This window comes from Leeuwenhoekiella blandensis MED217 (genome assembly GCF_000152985.1).
GTDB classification, from domain to species: domain Bacteria; phylum Bacteroidota; class Bacteroidia; order Flavobacteriales; family Flavobacteriaceae; genus Leeuwenhoekiella; species Leeuwenhoekiella blandensis.
On the sequence record NZ_CH672395.1, the window covers coordinates 2,698,832 to 2,715,298 of the forward strand.

Consider the following 16,467-nt stretch of genomic DNA (forward strand, 5'->3'; position numbering starts at 1 on the left):
ACTATGATTGAAGAACGACTTTCTCAATTAGAAGCCGAAAATCAAAAGCTCAAGGAGCAATTAGACCGTCAGGAAAACAAGAAAAAGAACCGCCGTAAACTGGGTTGGAATTTTCTCAAACGCTCTTCAGGAATTATTTTAGGCGCACAACTAAAAAAGAGCATTGAGAAATTTCTGGACGAAATCGCAGAACAGCAGCGCGTCTCCAGAGAGACCCTTTCAGACTTGCTAAGCAGCATAATTATCAGATTGACACGAGTAGGGTTTTTATTGATCCTTACTGCTGTACTCCCTTCTATCCTACTCATTTTTCAAACCTATTATTTAGGAAAACAGAATATGTTGATCACCGGTCAAAGCGAAATGTTTAAACAACAAAACAAACGTTTAGATCAACAAACCTACCTACAAGAAGCAGAGCGCCGTGGACAAACCTTGCTCATTATGGACAATATGCTGAAAGAAATAAGCACCGATGTTTCCAGAAGCAGTGCTAACGCGATTGACGATGCAACGGCTGGTAGACTCATTTCCTTGAGCAAAATGCTGAAACCTTATAAATATCTGGAAAACGATAGCTTAATCGCAAGAGTTACAAGCCCCGAACGCGGGTATTTGTTGGTTTCTTTATTAGAAACAGGAATTAACCTCAACACGACCGCCCGTTCACGATCTAACGGAAGACTCATTGAACGTCTTGATTTTACCTATGCAGAACTACGCAATCTATCACTAAAAGGTGCAGACTTGATACAAATCGATTTATCTAACGCCGACTTAAGAAATTCAAGTTTTAACGGGATTGATTTTGAAAAAGCAAATCTTCAAAATACGTGGTTACACGAGACCAACCTTACTTATGCCAGCCTAAAAGAGGCCAATCTGGAACATGCCGTTTTACAAAATGCTATTTTAGATTATTCAAACCTGCAAAATGCTAACTTATCATCTGCAGATTTGCGTAATGTGAGTCTGGTAAAAACAAAATTATTAGATGCTGATTTCACCAATGCCAGAGTAAACAAAACTTTTGAGCAAGATGTAACGCAACAACTCAATGCCGCTCAAAGGGAATGGTTGTTTTCAACCTTTGAGGTGGTCGAAATTGAAAAGGACAACTTTCAGCTGTTACCCATCAGCAATTGATCAGGCTATTTTTTCTTCCACTTAAGCTGAAATAAATCTTTTCTTCGGTCTACCAAATTATGAACACTACCAAATTGATTTAGTTCTTTCAATAGATCAAGATCTACATCTGCAACGAGAATCATCTCAGCATTTGGCGTCGCTTCCGCCTTAACGCCGTTTGTAGGAAACTGAAAGTCACAGGGTGTTAACACCATACTTTGTGCAAATTGCATATCCATATTATGTACTTTTGGGATGTTCCCCACGCTTCCGGCGATAGCCACATAACATTCGTTCTCAATAGCCCGTGCCTGCGCACAATGACGCACACGGCTGTATCCATTTTGCGTATCGGTTAAGAAGGGAACGAAGAGAATATCCATTCCTTCATCTGCTAGTAAACGACCCAATTCTGGAAACTCAACATCATAACAAATGAGGATTCCAATCTTACCGCAATCGGTATTGAAGGTTTTCAGTTTTTCGCCACCGCTCATCCCCCAGGCTTTGGCTTCGTCCGGTGTTACGTGCAGTTTATAAAACTTTTCTATCGTACCGTCACGTTTACATAAGAATCCCACGTTATACAACGTACCGTCTTCCATATACGGCATACTCCCTGTAATGATATTGATATTATAGCTCACCGAAAGCTCACTAAACCGATCTCTTATGCGCTCGGTATATTTTGCTAATTCTCGTATCGCATCAGGTTCTGATAAGTGATTGTACGCTGCCATAAGCGGAGCATTAAAGAACTCTGGAAACAATGCAAAGTCTGAACGATACCCAGAAATGGTGTCGATAAAATATTCGGCCTGCTCAAAAAGTTCTTCAAAATTTTTATAGGTACGCATCTGCCATTGCACCAAGCCTAAACGTACAACGGTTTTGATCGCATTTGGCTTTTTTGCCGGCTTTTGATAATAGATATTGTCCCATTCTAAAAGCGCCGCATACTCTTTTGATTGCTTATCTCCTTCTAGGTAATTTGTAATAATCCGTTTTACGTGAAAATCATTACTCAACTGAAAGTCAAGCACGGGATCGTTAATCTCACGCGCACGCACTTTCTCTATGTAGGCTTTTGGAGAAAGTTCTTTGGCATACTGATGATAGTTGGGTAATCTTCCGCCAAAAACAATGCGTTCTAAATTAAGATTCTCACACAATTCTTTACGATAATCATAAAGACGTCGACCAATGCGCATGCCACGGTACTTATGAGAAATAAAGATATCTATACCGTACAATACATTTCCCTTGGGCGTATGCGTACTAAAAGTTTCATCGCCTGTGATTTCCATATAGGTATGCGAATCAGAAAACTTCTCGTAATCTACCACGATAGAAAGGGCACAACCAGCGATCTCCCCGTTTACCTTGACCACTACTTGACCTTCCGGAAAAATGGAAACCAGTTTTTGCAGCTCCTTTTTCTTCCAATAAGGATCTGGAATATTGGGATAAACAGCGATCATGATCTCCTTGAGTTCTTCAAAGTCTTTTACTTTTAAATACTCAAGATTGATGGTGTCTATGCGTTCGCGCTTTTCTGCACTGTCTGAATTATCTATGTGATCTACTTCTTTCATATGTTATACACCTTTCGGCAAAAATTATTCTAAAAATTAAATCCAAAACCAAACGAAACCCGATACCCTTCGCTTGACTTAAATAAGTTAAATGTACCGCTCAAAGCATCTGCACTATTTACCCAAAACCCGATGCCGTAGGAATCGTGCCAACGCTCTGACCCCTCATCCAGATCTGACCATACACGACCCAAATCATAACCGCCAAAAACACCTATTTGTAACGGCAGAAAACCGGTCTTGAATGTGTTAAAGGCATATCGCAAATCTCCCGAAGCTGCAAAAGAACGCTCTCCGGTAAAACGGTCAAAACGGTAACCGCGTAACCCATTTGCTTGCCCTAGGGTTGCAGCCTGATAAAACTCAGTATTATCTCCAAATCTAAACTGACTGCGTGCTGTCGTTTTTAAAACCAATTTACGGTTGGCACTTATTGCATTATAAAATCCCAGACTAGGATTGAGGTAAGCAAAACGCTTCCCGCTCTCGCTAAGGCTGTTGGTAAACCCGCCGTTTAGAACAAAATCCATACCTCGGGTGGGCGCCAGTGCATTGTCTTTACTGTGATACTCATAACTTGCATCAAGAGTCGCAAAATACTTACGCTCTTCCTGTTCTATGATATCAACAATATCAATGTACCTCAAATAATTATTATCAACCTCAATACCTTCAAAAAGCCCACGTATAGAAAAAGTGCTTCCATAATCTGAATTACGCAAGAGTCCGGCAGATGCTTCCAGCCTGCTTAAACGCACGCGATTAAAATTCATTCCCAGTTCATCATCATTGTTACTGGTCTCGTTTCCGTAGCCGAAAAAGTTTCTGGCGTAATTAGGTGTCGTATAACGCGCACTTAGCGATAAATTCCAGTCGTTCATTATCCCTGCAAATTCACCGCTATACTTAAAATCCAGTCCGCTTGTTGCAAAAAAGTATAACATCTTAAAGCGATGCTGTTGCGAGAACGGGTTTTGTCTAAAGCCTTGAATGGTATAAACGTCTGTCAAACCAAGACTGATCCCATTGTCTGGATTGTACCCAAAAGCAGGTGTTATTCCATTGGTGCGTAATATTTGTTTCTGATAATCGTAGGTGTTGTAATCATAAACATCGGTAAGTCTAAAGTTTGCTCCACCCCGCTCTTCAATGGTATTGGGTAGACTTTCGTGATCATAAACTTTTACCTTTCTTCCATTCTTGATGCGGTAAATATCGTTGTTCTGCCCTCCAATAATTCGCATAAAAATTGGATTATCTCCGGTTCCTTTCACTTCAAAAACATCATCATCATCAAGGCCGTAAATCCATAATTGTTTGGTTTCATCAGAATAATAGGTGCGGTCAAGCATTACATCTGCTTTTTCTCCCCCTTTAATTCTATAAACCTTTACGTGCGTTTGATCATCAGATCGGGTAATCTCAAAATAATCATCTTTATCTGTCCCGGTGACCATTTGTAATTCTACCAGATAATCATAAAACGAATCTGCGATGCTTACCAAATTATCTCTGCGCCCTTTAAGATTCTTCTTGATCTCATCTATAGACTGCCCGCTTCGTACTTCCGGAGGCAAATCGTTAAAAGCTTCTTCTATAATCTCATCGGTGATGTGCTCTTTTATAAACTGCGCTTCGTCGTGCCAAACCGCTCTTCCCGAGCGCTGGGCTAATGCCCGATCAAGTTTAATCCCTGCGTTGTTAAACCATTTCATATCGTCAAGATTCTCATCATAGACCTGAAATTGTCTCGCCATACCAAAAAGTGTTCGTGCAATGTCGAGAATCGCTCCGTCAAAATTGGTGAACACCTGATCCCGATCTCTTGGGATAGGTATAAAAACATCCTTTCCGTTTTGATTTTTATATTCTGCCCAGCGCCATTGATCATTGTGACGATCCCAGTCTCCAACAAGCATATCAAACATACGTGCGCGTATATAAGCTTGTTCATCTACGATGTTTTCTTCATCGCTACGCAGTTTATCAAGAATATCATCTGTACTTTCAATATCATCAGGATATGCAAAAGTAGCTCCCGAATATTCCTTTGCTGGTCGCTCTACAATCATGTAAAGTTGCTCTCCATAATCTTCATTATACTTACCTAAAGCGGGTTGCTTAGGTACATAATAAAGACGTGGCGTCGTGTGTAATACTTGAGCGGCCTCGCTCAATCTTGGGATGGCAAAAGCTCCGTAAGGATGTGCAGAAGTATAAAAATCCTGTATTAAAGATTCCGGTAGTGTATTGTCAAGATCTTCTTCAATATCTGCATTTTCCTTCAGAATAACCTTTTGTAAAAACTGAACCGCGCTTTTACGCAAGGCACGCATATTATATTCTCTTCCACTCTTATCTTTTAAACGAAGTGATACCGTTTGATGTCCTCCGCCGGGACGCACAACTTCCAATCCTCCATAAAGCGTATCAAGAAGTGCTACTGGAGCTGTTATTTGTTTGCCATAAACCTCGCGATAATGTTCTCCCCAAACACTTTCAAAAAGATCTGAACGCTGGGTTTCTTCAATAGAATAAACTGAGGTTTTTAACGTCTGCGGAAAGCTTGTAGGCAATTGTGAATAATCTACAATTGAATCAGGCGCATAGACTTCTTGCTGAAAAAATAACTCCGGTTCACCGGTTTCCTGATTGGTACCGTAATATTGAACCCAGGACGAACCGTCTTCAAAAATATCGAGTTTCGCAAATCCCTCATAGTCAGAACTGAAAAGTCCGTCGTTACCCAAATAAGCATAAGATGATTTTGAACCTGATCCTGAAACGATCTGCCGCACTTCATCATGTTCTATATATTGTAAGCCATGCTCGTGACCAGAAACAAAAACGATCTTCTTATGTGTTTGACCCAGGACACGAATGCGCTTCATCAATTCGTTATACTTTTCATTAAAGCGGTCTTGCTTAGAAACACCGCCTTGCGTTCTGATCTGCGTAACGAGCGAACCTAAAATAGGCACAGGAATTTTTTGTTGAGAAGGAAATAAATGTTTGTCTATTGCAAATTTCCCACCGTGAACCCCATTGGTATACATTGGGTGGTGCATAGCTATAACCAGCGTTTTTTGCTGATTTTTTTTAATCTCCCCCTCAAGCTCTATAAAGAATTTTTCACGGTCTTTAATGTTATCACAATTGTCATTGATCTTCGGGCTCTTATCCCAATCTTCAAGATACCATTGTGTGTCTAGAATGATCAAATGAACCGATTCATTAATATCATAACTCACTAGCGGGCAGCCGTCCTTTGGCAAAAAGATATCATCAAGCCCCGTAACCTCTTTTAGATATTCTTCTTCGCGATTTAAACCGTGCAAGTGGTCGTTGTACCAGTCGTGGTTTCCGGGAATAAAAATGGGAGTTCCTGAGTAGTTGTCAAAAGTCTCCACTTGTGCATCTAGACGGTGCTGTGCCAGTGGACGTTCTTCAGTGCCTTCTGGTGGCATCCCCACAGGATAAATATTATCACCCAAAAAAATAGCAAATGAAGAATCATCATTTGCTTTGTCTAAAAATTTCTTAAATAATTTAATGCCTTCTGTACTTTGACCCATCTCAGAATTCCCTGCATCTCCTAACAGATAAAAGGTTCTGTCAACCTTCTTAGATGTTGGGTAAATCCCTTGCTCTACGCCGTCTTTATACCTTGAAGTATAGGTTGCACAAGCCGAAAAAAACAGAAGTAAAATAAGTGTTAGAAGTATGTTATTTTTTATCATGCAAATTATTTTGGAAATTCTTTTTCGTATTTTTCCTTACTTTAACAAGTATACTCTATGGCTGAAACAGCAGAAAAATCTACAGAATCTTTTTCAAAAGCAGATCAGTTTGTTTTAGAACTTTTCAAGGAAAAACTTCCAAACAGTTATCTCTATCACAACTACAACCATACTGTGAGAGTTGTTAAAAGTACAAAGGAAATCATCGAAAATTCTCAAATTAATGTTAAACAGAAAGAGGCATTAATACTAGCCGCATGGCTTCATGATACCGGTTATACCGTTACTAGAGACGGGCACGAAAAAGCAAGTGTCGAGATCGCTAAGGAATATATGGCAAAGGAAAATATCGATGCCGAAACTCAAGAACTTGTCGAGCAACTTATCGCTTCGACCAAAATGGGTGTTGAGCCTCAAAACGAATTAGAGCGCATTTTAAAAGATGCCGATAATTCGCATTTTGCCAAAGATTATTACGCACAAACCAGCGAGTTTCTGCGTCAAGAATTACTGTTGACTGAAACCAAAAAATTCTCTCCGGCAGAGTGGCGCGAGGAAAACATTCAAATGTTTACCCACAAGCATAAATTTTATACCGATTATGCAGCGCGCAACTGGAAAAGTCAAAAAGATGAGAATTTAATTTCTCTCCTTAAGAAAGAAAAAAAGAAGAAGAAAAAATACCGAAAAGAAGAAGTAAAAGCCAAACTGAAGGCCAAATATAAAGATGAAAGTCCAGATCGTGGCGTTCAAACCCTATATCGTACTACGCTAAGAAATCATATCAAACTAAGTGATATTGCAGATACTAAAGCCAACATTTTATTATCTGTAAATGCGATTATTATTTCGCTGGCACTTTCTAATATGATCCCAAAACTAGATGCGCCAAGTAACCGTCACTTATTGATCCCAACATTAATTCTTGTGATCTTTAGTGTTGCTTCGATCATTATGTCTATCCTTTCTACACGGCCCAATGTAACTTCAGGAGAGTTTACACGTGAGCAAGTAAAGAAGAAACAGGTGAACATCCTTTTCTTTGGGAATTTTCATAAAATGAAATATGATCAATATCAATGGGCGATCAATGAGATCATCTATGATAAAGATTACATCTACGAGGCGCTTACAAAAGATTTATACCTTCTCGGTGTGGTGCTCAATAAGAAATACCTGCTATTGAGAAAAACCTATACCGTTTTTATGGTTGGAATTATCGTTTCGGTAATAAGTTTTATTATCGCATTTTGGTTAATTTAAATCAGCATTCAAAATTAAAAAAGCCCCGAAAATCGGGGCTTTTTTAATTTGTAAACGTGAGCTTATTAATCTAAGATTTCCATGAGATCTTCGTAAGTGATCGTCTCTTCATCATTTTGTCTAGGCAATTTAGAAGTGTATAATACATTTACACGAATTGCTTTCAATCCTACTACACCTTGTACATCTTCCAATTCTAGATACTCTACTTCGGTACCTAAATATTCTTTGCGCTGCAGGTAATTGATATATCTCGTGTATTCTTCAGCATCTGCATCCTGAGAATAAATGATCGCAATTTTTCCTTTTTGTGTGATACGCTCTTCGGTTCCTTTTACTAACGCTTTGTCGATGCGTTTTTTGATGATTTCATAACGTGCGTTGTACGTTCCATCTACATCAAATTTCTTTTCATCCATTCGATATCGAATAGACAACGTAGTACTAAAAACCAAAATTAAAGAAGCTGCATCAAGCTGTAGCTCTGCCCCTTCCTGCTTGTGGTAAAAATGATTTTCCATTTCACACATCGTGCACAGCTGCCACAATCTCAAATTATAGAGATATACTTTATTAAACTTATCACTAGGCGTCATTGAAGCACCAATGTAGATGTTGTGATCTACACCGTCTGTTTTGTAACGCTCAAAATAATGTGGAAAAATCTGTTGTGCTTCTTGTTGTTTTCTGTCTAAGAACGTTGCCAGATTTTGATTGATCAACTGTACCGTATCATCGTAATTCTTGCGGTTCTCATAGATCAACCCCGTATCTTTATTGATCGAAGTTTTATAATTATCGATCGCTTTTTTAAGTTCAGGGATTTTGGTGTTTAAATGACTCAATAACGGATTGACTTCATCCTGGAGCAAAGCAAACACTTCGCTTTCACTATTGGCATTCAAACGCTCGGTAATTTGTTCTGTAAATTCTTCTATCCTGAATTTTACTTGCTCGTAAATAGGCATCGGAGCTGTTTCTATCGCTAATTCAAGAATAGTATGAACCATTTTCAACTGAATCAAAATATCCTGCTGAATTGCTTTATTACGCTCGTCAGACGAACCTACAATATCTATTTGACCATATAAAGGATAAACATCTTCAAAAGCAATATCCTTAAACGCAGCAAATTTTCCTTGGTTTTGATTGGCTATAAAACGCTTAGCCTCCTCTTCAAAAATCCATAATACACTAGGATGAATACTTGTGCATTCACTTTGGATTACGGCTTTGATTCGGTTTTCTAACTCAAACTTTTTACGTTCTACCGTTGAAACAATGTATGGCATCACATCATCCAACTTGGTCGCATTAAGACTATGAAGTGCATTTTTCTTAGTAGAGACCAACTCAAGCACCGCCATAAGTTCGTTACCTCTAGCCACAGGAGCTAGAATACAACTCTTTATACCTTGAGCTTGTAAATTTTTTGCCAGCATATTTGAACTATGCTTATGCGCATACTCATCAACATCTGCAATGGTAAAATACTTCTTGTCTTTAATTAAAGTGTCATAAGAACACTCGCACATACTTTGTCTACAATCTGTGCGCATCTTATCGTTCAAAATAAAGCTAGAGCCTACACCGCCGTTCATTCGAGTAAAACAGTCGTCTTCCTGATTAAACTCGGTAAAACCAACTTGTAGATCTGGAATATTAAAGATCGAACTGAATATACTCTGAAACTGCTTTTCAGCATCAGTTTTGATGTTTTTTTGAGAAAGTAACGTACTCTTTAAGTCAGAAATTGAATCATCTACCGTAACATCGGTTAAATTTAAAATGGTAAGCCCTTTAAGAATCCAGCTTTTTGGAGGAAAATATTCTTTCCACATATCAAAGTCATCACCGTTTTCTATAAGCTTATCTACGATCTCAGGAGTGATTTCAATAGAATTTTCGGTAGGCTCGCAAAAGGTAAAATCGGCATTCATCGACGCTCTATACGTACGCATCACACCATTTTTATCTGGAATTTCATAAAAAAGCGGACGTTTAAAATCGATCTCGTAGTTGTAATAACTATTCAGAATGATCACACAGCCTATGATATAAAAATATTCAGGATCAAGATTGCGTATAGAAAGACTAAAATCTTCACCGGCATCATTCATAATTGCAGAAAAACGCTTGGTAGGATTAAAGATCTTATTCATAAAAGGCATCGTAGCCGCTTTGATCTCATTCTTGGTCAATGCTGCCGGAAATAGATTGTCTAAAAGCGTCCCTAAAATATCCTGATATTCGTCAATCTTATCAGGATCTTCTATTCCTTCAATCAATTCTGGATAGCTTTCGGCATAGTTCAAGACCGACTTGAGGTACTCTCTAGCGACCTCATTTTGCGACTGTTTCATGCGCTTTTTAAATTCCTCTAAAACCTTAGCGAAACTCAGTTGTACTTGCAGTGGAAACTCCTGTAAATCTTCCATAAGCCTTTTATTTCTAATCAAAATACTAAAATTGCTGGGAACCCGTTAGAACCTATTGGTCTTTAACAAAGGTTTAAACTTACACGCCAGGCTATAAAAACTTAAACCTATTTTCAATGCATTGACCGATCATCGATTAAACCTCAAAATCCCGTATATTGCACGCCTAATTTAATACCTCTATAATGAATAAATATTTTTTAGCACTTGCAGCAACAATGCTCCTTATATCCTGTGGTTCTGATGGAAATTTTAAAATTACAGGAACCACACCCGACATCAATAACGGGACCTATGTTTACCTGCAAAAAATTGACATCAACAATCAAATTCTCAACGTTGACACCACGGTTATCAAAGATGGAAAATTCAGTTTTACTGAAGATCCTGTTGAAAATTCAGAATTGATGGCACTATCTTTTCAAAAAATTCGTGGTAATGTTTTCTTTATTTCTGAAAACGAAGAGATTTCTATAAAGGCCTACAAAGACAGTTTATATACTTCTGAAGTTGATGGCGGCGTAGAAAACGACGTGTTTAAATTATATTATGATGATGTGGTAACCTCTAACAATGAAAAGCAAAGGCTTCAACAAGAAGGAATGGCCGCTATGCAAAATGGCGATACCGCAAAGGTTAACATCATTCGCAACGAGTTTGAGCAAATTAACGAGGCAGATACCAGAAGACGTATAAAATTGATCAAAGACCATCCTGATAGATTCATTAGCATTATCAGTCTTTCTGAACTTGTAGGAACCCGCGCTATTGAATCGAGCGAGGCTGAAGAATTATTTGAAAATCTTGATGCTTCTTTAAAAGAAACCAAAAAAGGAAAGCGTCTTAATGAGATGATCGCAAAACTTAAATCTCAGGAAGCAGCGGCTGCTCAGGCAGAAATAGGAAATAAAGCTCCGGCATTTACCGCCCCTACTCCAGAAGGAGAAGAATTGGCTCTCGCAGATGCTATGGGATCAAAATATACGATCATTGATTTTTGGGCAAGCTGGTGTAAACCTTGTCGTCAAGAAAATCCAAATGTAGTTTCAGTGTACAATACATATCACGATAAAGGTTTAAACATTATAAGTGTTTCTTTAGACCGTGCTTCTGCAAAAGATAAATGGCTTGCTGCTATAGAAAACGATAAGATGGACTGGTTTCACGTATCTAACCTTATGGAATGGCAAGATCCGGTTGCTCGTAAATATGGAGTAACTGCTATTCCTGCCACCTATCTTATTGATGCTGAAGGCGTCATTATTGATAAAAACTTACGCGGTGAAGCCTTAGTTGCTAAAATGCAGGAGTTATTAGGAGAAGGTTAATCTTCACTTTCTAAACGCTTGAAAACTTAAAAATAGAAAAGCCCCGGATATTCATCCGGGGCTTTTTTAAATATCAATATTAAGTATTGAATGCTTAATTCACATCCCACCAAAGTCTGGTACCACCGGTATCAGGACCTCCAAGTAGGTTGATCGCTTCAGTAACTGCTTCTCCGTTTGAAGAGATCTCATTAGTTACATAGATCACACGTTTCATCAATGATGTACCTACTCCTGCATCAGGATTATCTGTATAAAGAAGAGGATAGATCACTTGCTCATCTGTTCTTCTTAAATCTGCCCAGGTTTCCCAAGATTCAGGGAAAAGTGCAAGATATTTTTGTACAGCGATCTGCGTGCGTTGTTCTGCTTCATTTGCAGACCAGCTTACCGGTAGATCAACAGGTGTGTCATACAGATCAAGATCAGGATATAACTCTGTAATTACTGGTACAACCGGAGTAGAATTTCCTGCGATGTAAGAATCAATCGCAGCAGAATCTGTAATATTCCATTGGTTCATAGATAAACGGATACCGCTCTCGTAGAAGCTTTCTGCGTTTCCGTTCATATTCCATCCATTTAATGCTCCTTCTGCTCTGTTTAAGTAACATTCAGCAGCCATTAAAATTTCGATAGGTTTAGTTTCTCTGTAGTCATTACCTAAAACATCATCGTTAAATGCTGAGAATTCAGTAGTACCAAACTGGTCATTTAAACCTCCTGCAGGCTGACCTCTAAACTCTCCATCTTCAGTAGGTGCAAACCAAACTTCCATTCTTGGATCATCGTATCCTTTTAAGATACTCTCCATAGAAGCGGTCATAAAATAACCCCAGCTGTTAACGATCATATTTAAGTTATTAGGAGTAATATCACTCGTTGCAAAGTATGCACTCTCGTCATTACTTTCCATAACTCCATTGGCTACAGCCAATTCTGCTTGTGTTTGTGCTCTTTGAGGATCTACATCAGAAATTCTTAAAGCAAGTCTTAAACGTAAGCTGTTTCCGAAAGTTCTCCAGTTTTCAATATCTCCATTATAGATACGATCTGAAGTTTGAAAAAGTCCGGCTGTAGACTCAGAAGTTGAACTCAATACAGCGTCTGCTTCATCTAGAAGAACAAAAAAGTCATCATAGATCTCACTTTGAGAATCATAAGCAACGCTCTCTGCTCCAGAACCTGCTTCAGTATAAGGAATAGGACCGTAATGATCTGTCATCTGGTTGTACATAAATACCTTCCAGATTTTTAGAATTGCCTGCGCTTCATCGTCACCTTCAGTTGCTAACATTGCATTTTGCAATGCTGGTACTGCTACGGTATAAAATCTCAACCATCCACGTGATTCATAGCCTCCAAAAGCATTTCTTTCGGTACTAAAACCAGTATTCATATACTGTACGAAGGTTGAAGAAATAATTCCTGTCGCGATACCCCAAGTTCCTTGGTCATCAACTCCAGGAGAAGAATATGAACCATTATGGGTCCCGGCATACTGTGCCGAAGCAAATGCAGGTCCTGCAAGACTTGCGTCAAGCTGATCTGTTGTTAGGGTATTATCGTTTGTATTTATCTCGTCAAAATCATCTGTACACCCAATAGCCAATGCGACCATAAGCGAAACAGCTGTTGTTTTTATATTTAAGTATTTTTTCATTTTGCTATTTTTTAAAATCCAAATTTCACACTAACCCCATAATCTCTTGTAGAAGGGATGTTAAAAGACTCTATACCTTGAAGGTTACCGGTACCTGCTCCTTGCTCAGGATCAAAATATTCTGCTTCGTTAAGAATGAAGAATAGGTTACGACCTACTAAAGAGATATTTACACTTTTGAAAGGTGAGTTCTCTAATAAACGCTGTGGCATTGCATAACCTAAAACCAATTCTCTTAAACGAATGTTTGTTGCATCAAAAATAAACGGCTCTGCTACCGGAGTACGCTGTCCTATAGCAGTCCAGTACTGTTCTGCCGTAATATTTGTTGTGTTTTGTGAGTATGTACCATCACCATTGTCTACAACACCATCTACAACAAAACCATTTTCACGACCTGCAAGAGTCATTTCATTTACCCCTAAACCTGCTTGTCTAGCTTGAGTATATGAGATTACATCACCTCCTATACGCATATCGATCAAGAAGCTTAAAGAGAAATCTTTGTATCTAAAGTTGTTCTTAAGACCACCGGTCCAGTCTGGGTTAAAGTTACCACCATAAACATCAAAACTATTTGTTGCTAACGGAATACCCGCTTCATTAACGATAACTTCTCCTGCATCGTTTCTTTGGAAACCTTGCACGTATAAGTCACCATATTGACCACCTACAACAACTTTACTTCTTACTAAACGTCCTTGACCTAAAACAAGTTCGTCTCTTCCTTCAAAGATCGAAACGATCTCTGAATCATATGAAGCATAGTTTGCTAAAATATCCCAAGAGAAGTTTTCAGTTTCAACTGGAGTTGCAGTAAGCGATACTTCTATACCACTGTTTTGTACTTCTCCTCCATTTACGATTGCATTAGAATATCCTGAAGATTCCGGAGTGTTGATGCTGAAGATTTGATTCTTGGTATTTGTTTTGAAATACGTGAAATCAACTCCTAATCTATTGCTTAAGAAACGTACATCTGCACCAAATTCAACTGAATTTGAAATCTCTGGCATCAAGTTAGGGTTTGCTGCTGTAGTTTGGGCATAAAGCATACCGCCGTTACCACCGATGTAAGAAAGCTGTGGACTTAACTGATAAGGATCTGTATCATTACCTACCTCTGCGTAAGAAGCTCTCACTTTTGCATAGGTGAAAAATTCTGGTAATTCTACCATTTCTGAAATGATACCAGAAAGACCTACAGAAGGATAGAAGAATGAACGGTTTTCTTCTGGTAGTGTAGAAGACCAGTCATTTCTAGCCGTAACATCTAAGAATAATTTGTTTTGGTACCCTAACTGAGCAAAACCGTAAACAGAATTAATCTCCTTTTCTCTCTTTGTTGAAGATGAACCGATAGTTTCTACGTTAGCTAAAGCAAAGAAGTTACGTAAGCTCAATACACCTCCAGAAGTAAGAGAAGCACTGGTTTGCTTCAGCATGTTTGCACCTGCATTTACATTTAAACTGAAGTCACCAAATTTATTCTCATACGCTAATAATGCGTCACTGTTGATTTCTCTTACAGTTTCGTAATATTCGCTGTAAGCACCTAAGTTGTTATTGAAGGCGTTAGTCGCATAACGATTTCTAAACGTTTTATTTGTCATATCATCGATACCGGTACGCACTTGTAAACTTAAATGATCGGTAAACTGATACTTTAACGAAGCTAAACCTATAAAACGGTTTCTTCTATCTGTACGAGCATCATTTCTAAGTGCAGACCAATATGGGTTACCACCTGGCGCACCTACCTCATCTCTAAAGTAGTTTGTTTGTAATTGCCCTTCAGCATCATAATATTCAAAATCACGATATTGACTGTGAGCAATACTACGTGGTAATAAGTAAGCTGATGTACCGATAGACTCCTCACCTGTTCGTAATAAGTTATCTATATCCTGTACGATATAATTGGTTTTAACATCAACAGACAATCTATCTGTAAGCTGACTGTTTAAACGCAAGTTTGCGTTATGTCTGTTAAGTTTGTTTCCTCCTACAATACCTTCAGCAGTTGTATTGGTATATGAGAAATACGCCTGTGTTTTATCACTTCCTGTAGTAATAGAGAGGCTATTTGCAAGATTATAACCTGTCTGATAAAAATCAATTACGTTATCCGGTTGTGGAGAATAAGCGTATGTAGCAGGGCCATCATAGTCAGGATTTCTTACAAGTTGCCAAGCTTCTACCTGACTTCCATCAAGTCTACCACCCCAGCTAGAGCTTGAATTAGGAACATATTCTCCGTTTGTACCTTGACCATACTCATTTTGTAAGTTCAATAAGTTATATGCCGAAGATGCCATAAAGTTTGAAGAAACTGTAATACTTGTTCCTTGTGCTCCATTTCCTGATTTTGTTGTAATTACAATCACACCATTACTTGCACGTGTACCGTAAAGTGCAGCTGCCGAGGGACCTTTCAAAACACTGATGCTTGCGATATCATCAGGATTGATGTTTGAAATTCCATCTGGCTGAGTTGTACCTCCCGTATCTATATCAGAATTACGGTTTCCAGATCCATTACTAATAGGCACACCATCTACTACATAGAGCGGTTGGTTATTCCCGGTAAGCGATCTGTTACCACGTAAGGTAATTCTTGAGGCACTACCTACACCGTTTGAGGTTGTTGAAAAGTTAAGACCTGCAACTTTACCCGATAACGAGTTTGCAACGTTTAACGAGCGTGCTTCAGAAACTTCATCAACTTCTACGTTTTGCGCAGAATACGTGATCGCTTTCTTTTCTCGTTTAATACCTAAAGCTGTTACAACAACCTCACCAAGTTGTTGCTCATCTTCTTGTAATTGAACATCAATAACGGTTTGATCTCCCACAGTAATTTCTTGAGAAGTAAAACCTAAAGAAGAAAATGTAAGAACCGCGTCTGAAGTTGTTAAGTCAAGAGTGTAGTTACCATCAAAGTCTGTTGAGGCACCGTTGCTCGTTCCTTTTTCAATGACATTTGCTCCGGGTAGGGGCATGCCGGTATTATCTGTTACCTTACCGGTAATGGTTTGCGCCACCACGCCTTGCATAAAGAGCAGTGTAACAAACCCAAGTATGTACTTTACCTTCACATTCATGTTTGTTGAATTTTGAGTTAATTAATTGTTATGAAAAACTTAATACAACTTAAAGGTGTCTATAAATTTGTGTTAAAAGAAACTATTTCGACATATAACATCTGTGAATAGGTTAATAACGTCACAATTCGCATAAAGGAACCCTAATACACCCTAAACGACATTACAGCATTTTTATAGATTTAAATCTATCAAGCGAAGAATCACT

The 16,467-nt window shown here is 38.6% G+C and carries 8 protein-coding genes; 3 read left to right on the top strand and 5 right to left on the bottom strand.

All coding sequences use genetic code 11. The features are described from left to right. Positions 1-3: 3 nt before the first annotated feature. The gene (locus MED217_RS11635; RefSeq protein WP_009780725.1) at positions 4-1,146 is read left to right on the top strand and encodes a pentapeptide repeat-containing protein; all 1,143 of its coding nucleotides are present in this window, start codon (positions 4-6) and stop codon (positions 1,144-1,146) included. Positions 1,147-1,151: 5 nt separating this feature from the next. On the opposite strand, the gene MED217_RS11640 is transcribed toward MED217_RS11635, so the two are convergent. Continuing rightward, complete coding sequence (locus tag MED217_RS11640; protein WP_009780726.1) at positions 1,152-2,723, bottom strand: bifunctional GNAT family N-acetyltransferase/carbon-nitrogen hydrolase family protein; 1,572 nt, start codon at positions 2,721-2,723, stop codon at positions 1,152-1,154. Positions 2,724-2,752: 29 nt separating this feature from the next. Further along, on the bottom strand, positions 2,753-6,463 hold the full coding sequence (locus tag MED217_RS11645) for a metallophosphoesterase (protein WP_009780727.1): 3,711 nt from the start codon (positions 6,461-6,463) through the stop codon (positions 2,753-2,755). Positions 6,464-6,520: 57 nt separating this feature from the next. Here MED217_RS11645 and MED217_RS11650 point away from each other — a divergent pair, with 57 nt between their 5' ends. Beyond that, positions 6,521-7,726, top strand: a complete 1,206-nt coding sequence (locus MED217_RS11650) for a Pycsar system effector family protein (RefSeq protein ID WP_009780728.1) — start codon at positions 6,521-6,523, stop codon at positions 7,724-7,726. Positions 7,727-7,791: 65 nt separating this feature from the next. On the opposite strand, the gene MED217_RS11655 is transcribed toward MED217_RS11650, so the two are convergent. Beyond that, positions 7,792-10,164, bottom strand: coding sequence for a GAF domain-containing protein (locus MED217_RS11655; RefSeq protein ID WP_009780729.1), 2,373 nt, complete (start codon positions 10,162-10,164; stop codon positions 7,792-7,794). Positions 10,165-10,349: 185 nt separating this feature from the next. Between MED217_RS11655 and MED217_RS11660 the strand changes: the two genes are divergently transcribed. Further along, positions 10,350-11,492: a TlpA disulfide reductase family protein gene (locus MED217_RS11660; protein ID WP_009780730.1), complete on the top strand. Its 1,143-nt coding sequence runs from the start codon at positions 10,350-10,352 to the stop codon at positions 11,490-11,492. A gap of 94 nt (positions 11,493-11,586) precedes the next feature. On the opposite strand, the gene MED217_RS11665 is transcribed toward MED217_RS11660, so the two are convergent. Continuing rightward, positions 11,587-13,155 carry a SusD/RagB family nutrient-binding outer membrane lipoprotein gene (locus MED217_RS11665; RefSeq protein ID WP_009780731.1) on the bottom strand — a complete coding sequence of 523 codons (1,569 nt, stop codon included), beginning with the start codon at positions 13,153-13,155 and terminating at the stop codon, positions 11,587-11,589. Positions 13,156-13,166: 11 nt separating this feature from the next. Beyond that, positions 13,167-16,259, bottom strand: a complete 3,093-nt coding sequence (locus tag MED217_RS11670) for a SusC/RagA family TonB-linked outer membrane protein (RefSeq protein ID WP_009780732.1) — start codon at positions 16,257-16,259, stop codon at positions 13,167-13,169. Positions 16,260-16,467: the final 208 nt, after the last annotated feature.

Excerpts from the sequence above, each read along its gene's own strand:
- MED217_RS11640 (WP_009780726.1), bottom strand. The coding sequence starts at position 2,723 with ATGAAAGAAGTAGATCACATAGATAATTCAGACAGTGCAGAAAAGCGC.
- MED217_RS11635 (WP_009780725.1), top strand. The coding sequence starts at position 4 with ATGATTGAAGAACGACTTTCTCAATTAGAAGCCGAAAATCAAAAGCTC.
- MED217_RS11660 (WP_009780730.1), top strand. The coding sequence starts at position 10,350 with ATGAATAAATATTTTTTAGCACTTGCAGCAACAATGCTCCTTATATCC.
- MED217_RS11645 (WP_009780727.1), bottom strand. The coding sequence starts at position 6,463 with ATGATAAAAAATAACATACTTCTAACACTTATTTTACTTCTGTTTTTT.
- MED217_RS11650 (WP_009780728.1), top strand. The coding sequence starts at position 6,521 with ATGGCTGAAACAGCAGAAAAATCTACAGAATCTTTTTCAAAAGCAGAT.
- MED217_RS11655 (WP_009780729.1), bottom strand. The coding sequence starts at position 10,164 with ATGGAAGATTTACAGGAGTTTCCACTGCAAGTACAACTGAGTTTCGCT.
- MED217_RS11665 (WP_009780731.1), bottom strand. The coding sequence starts at position 13,155 with ATGAAAAAATACTTAAATATAAAAACAACAGCTGTTTCGCTTATGGTC.
- MED217_RS11670 (WP_009780732.1), bottom strand. The coding sequence starts at position 16,259 with ATGAATGTGAAGGTAAAGTACATACTTGGGTTTGTTACACTGCTCTTT.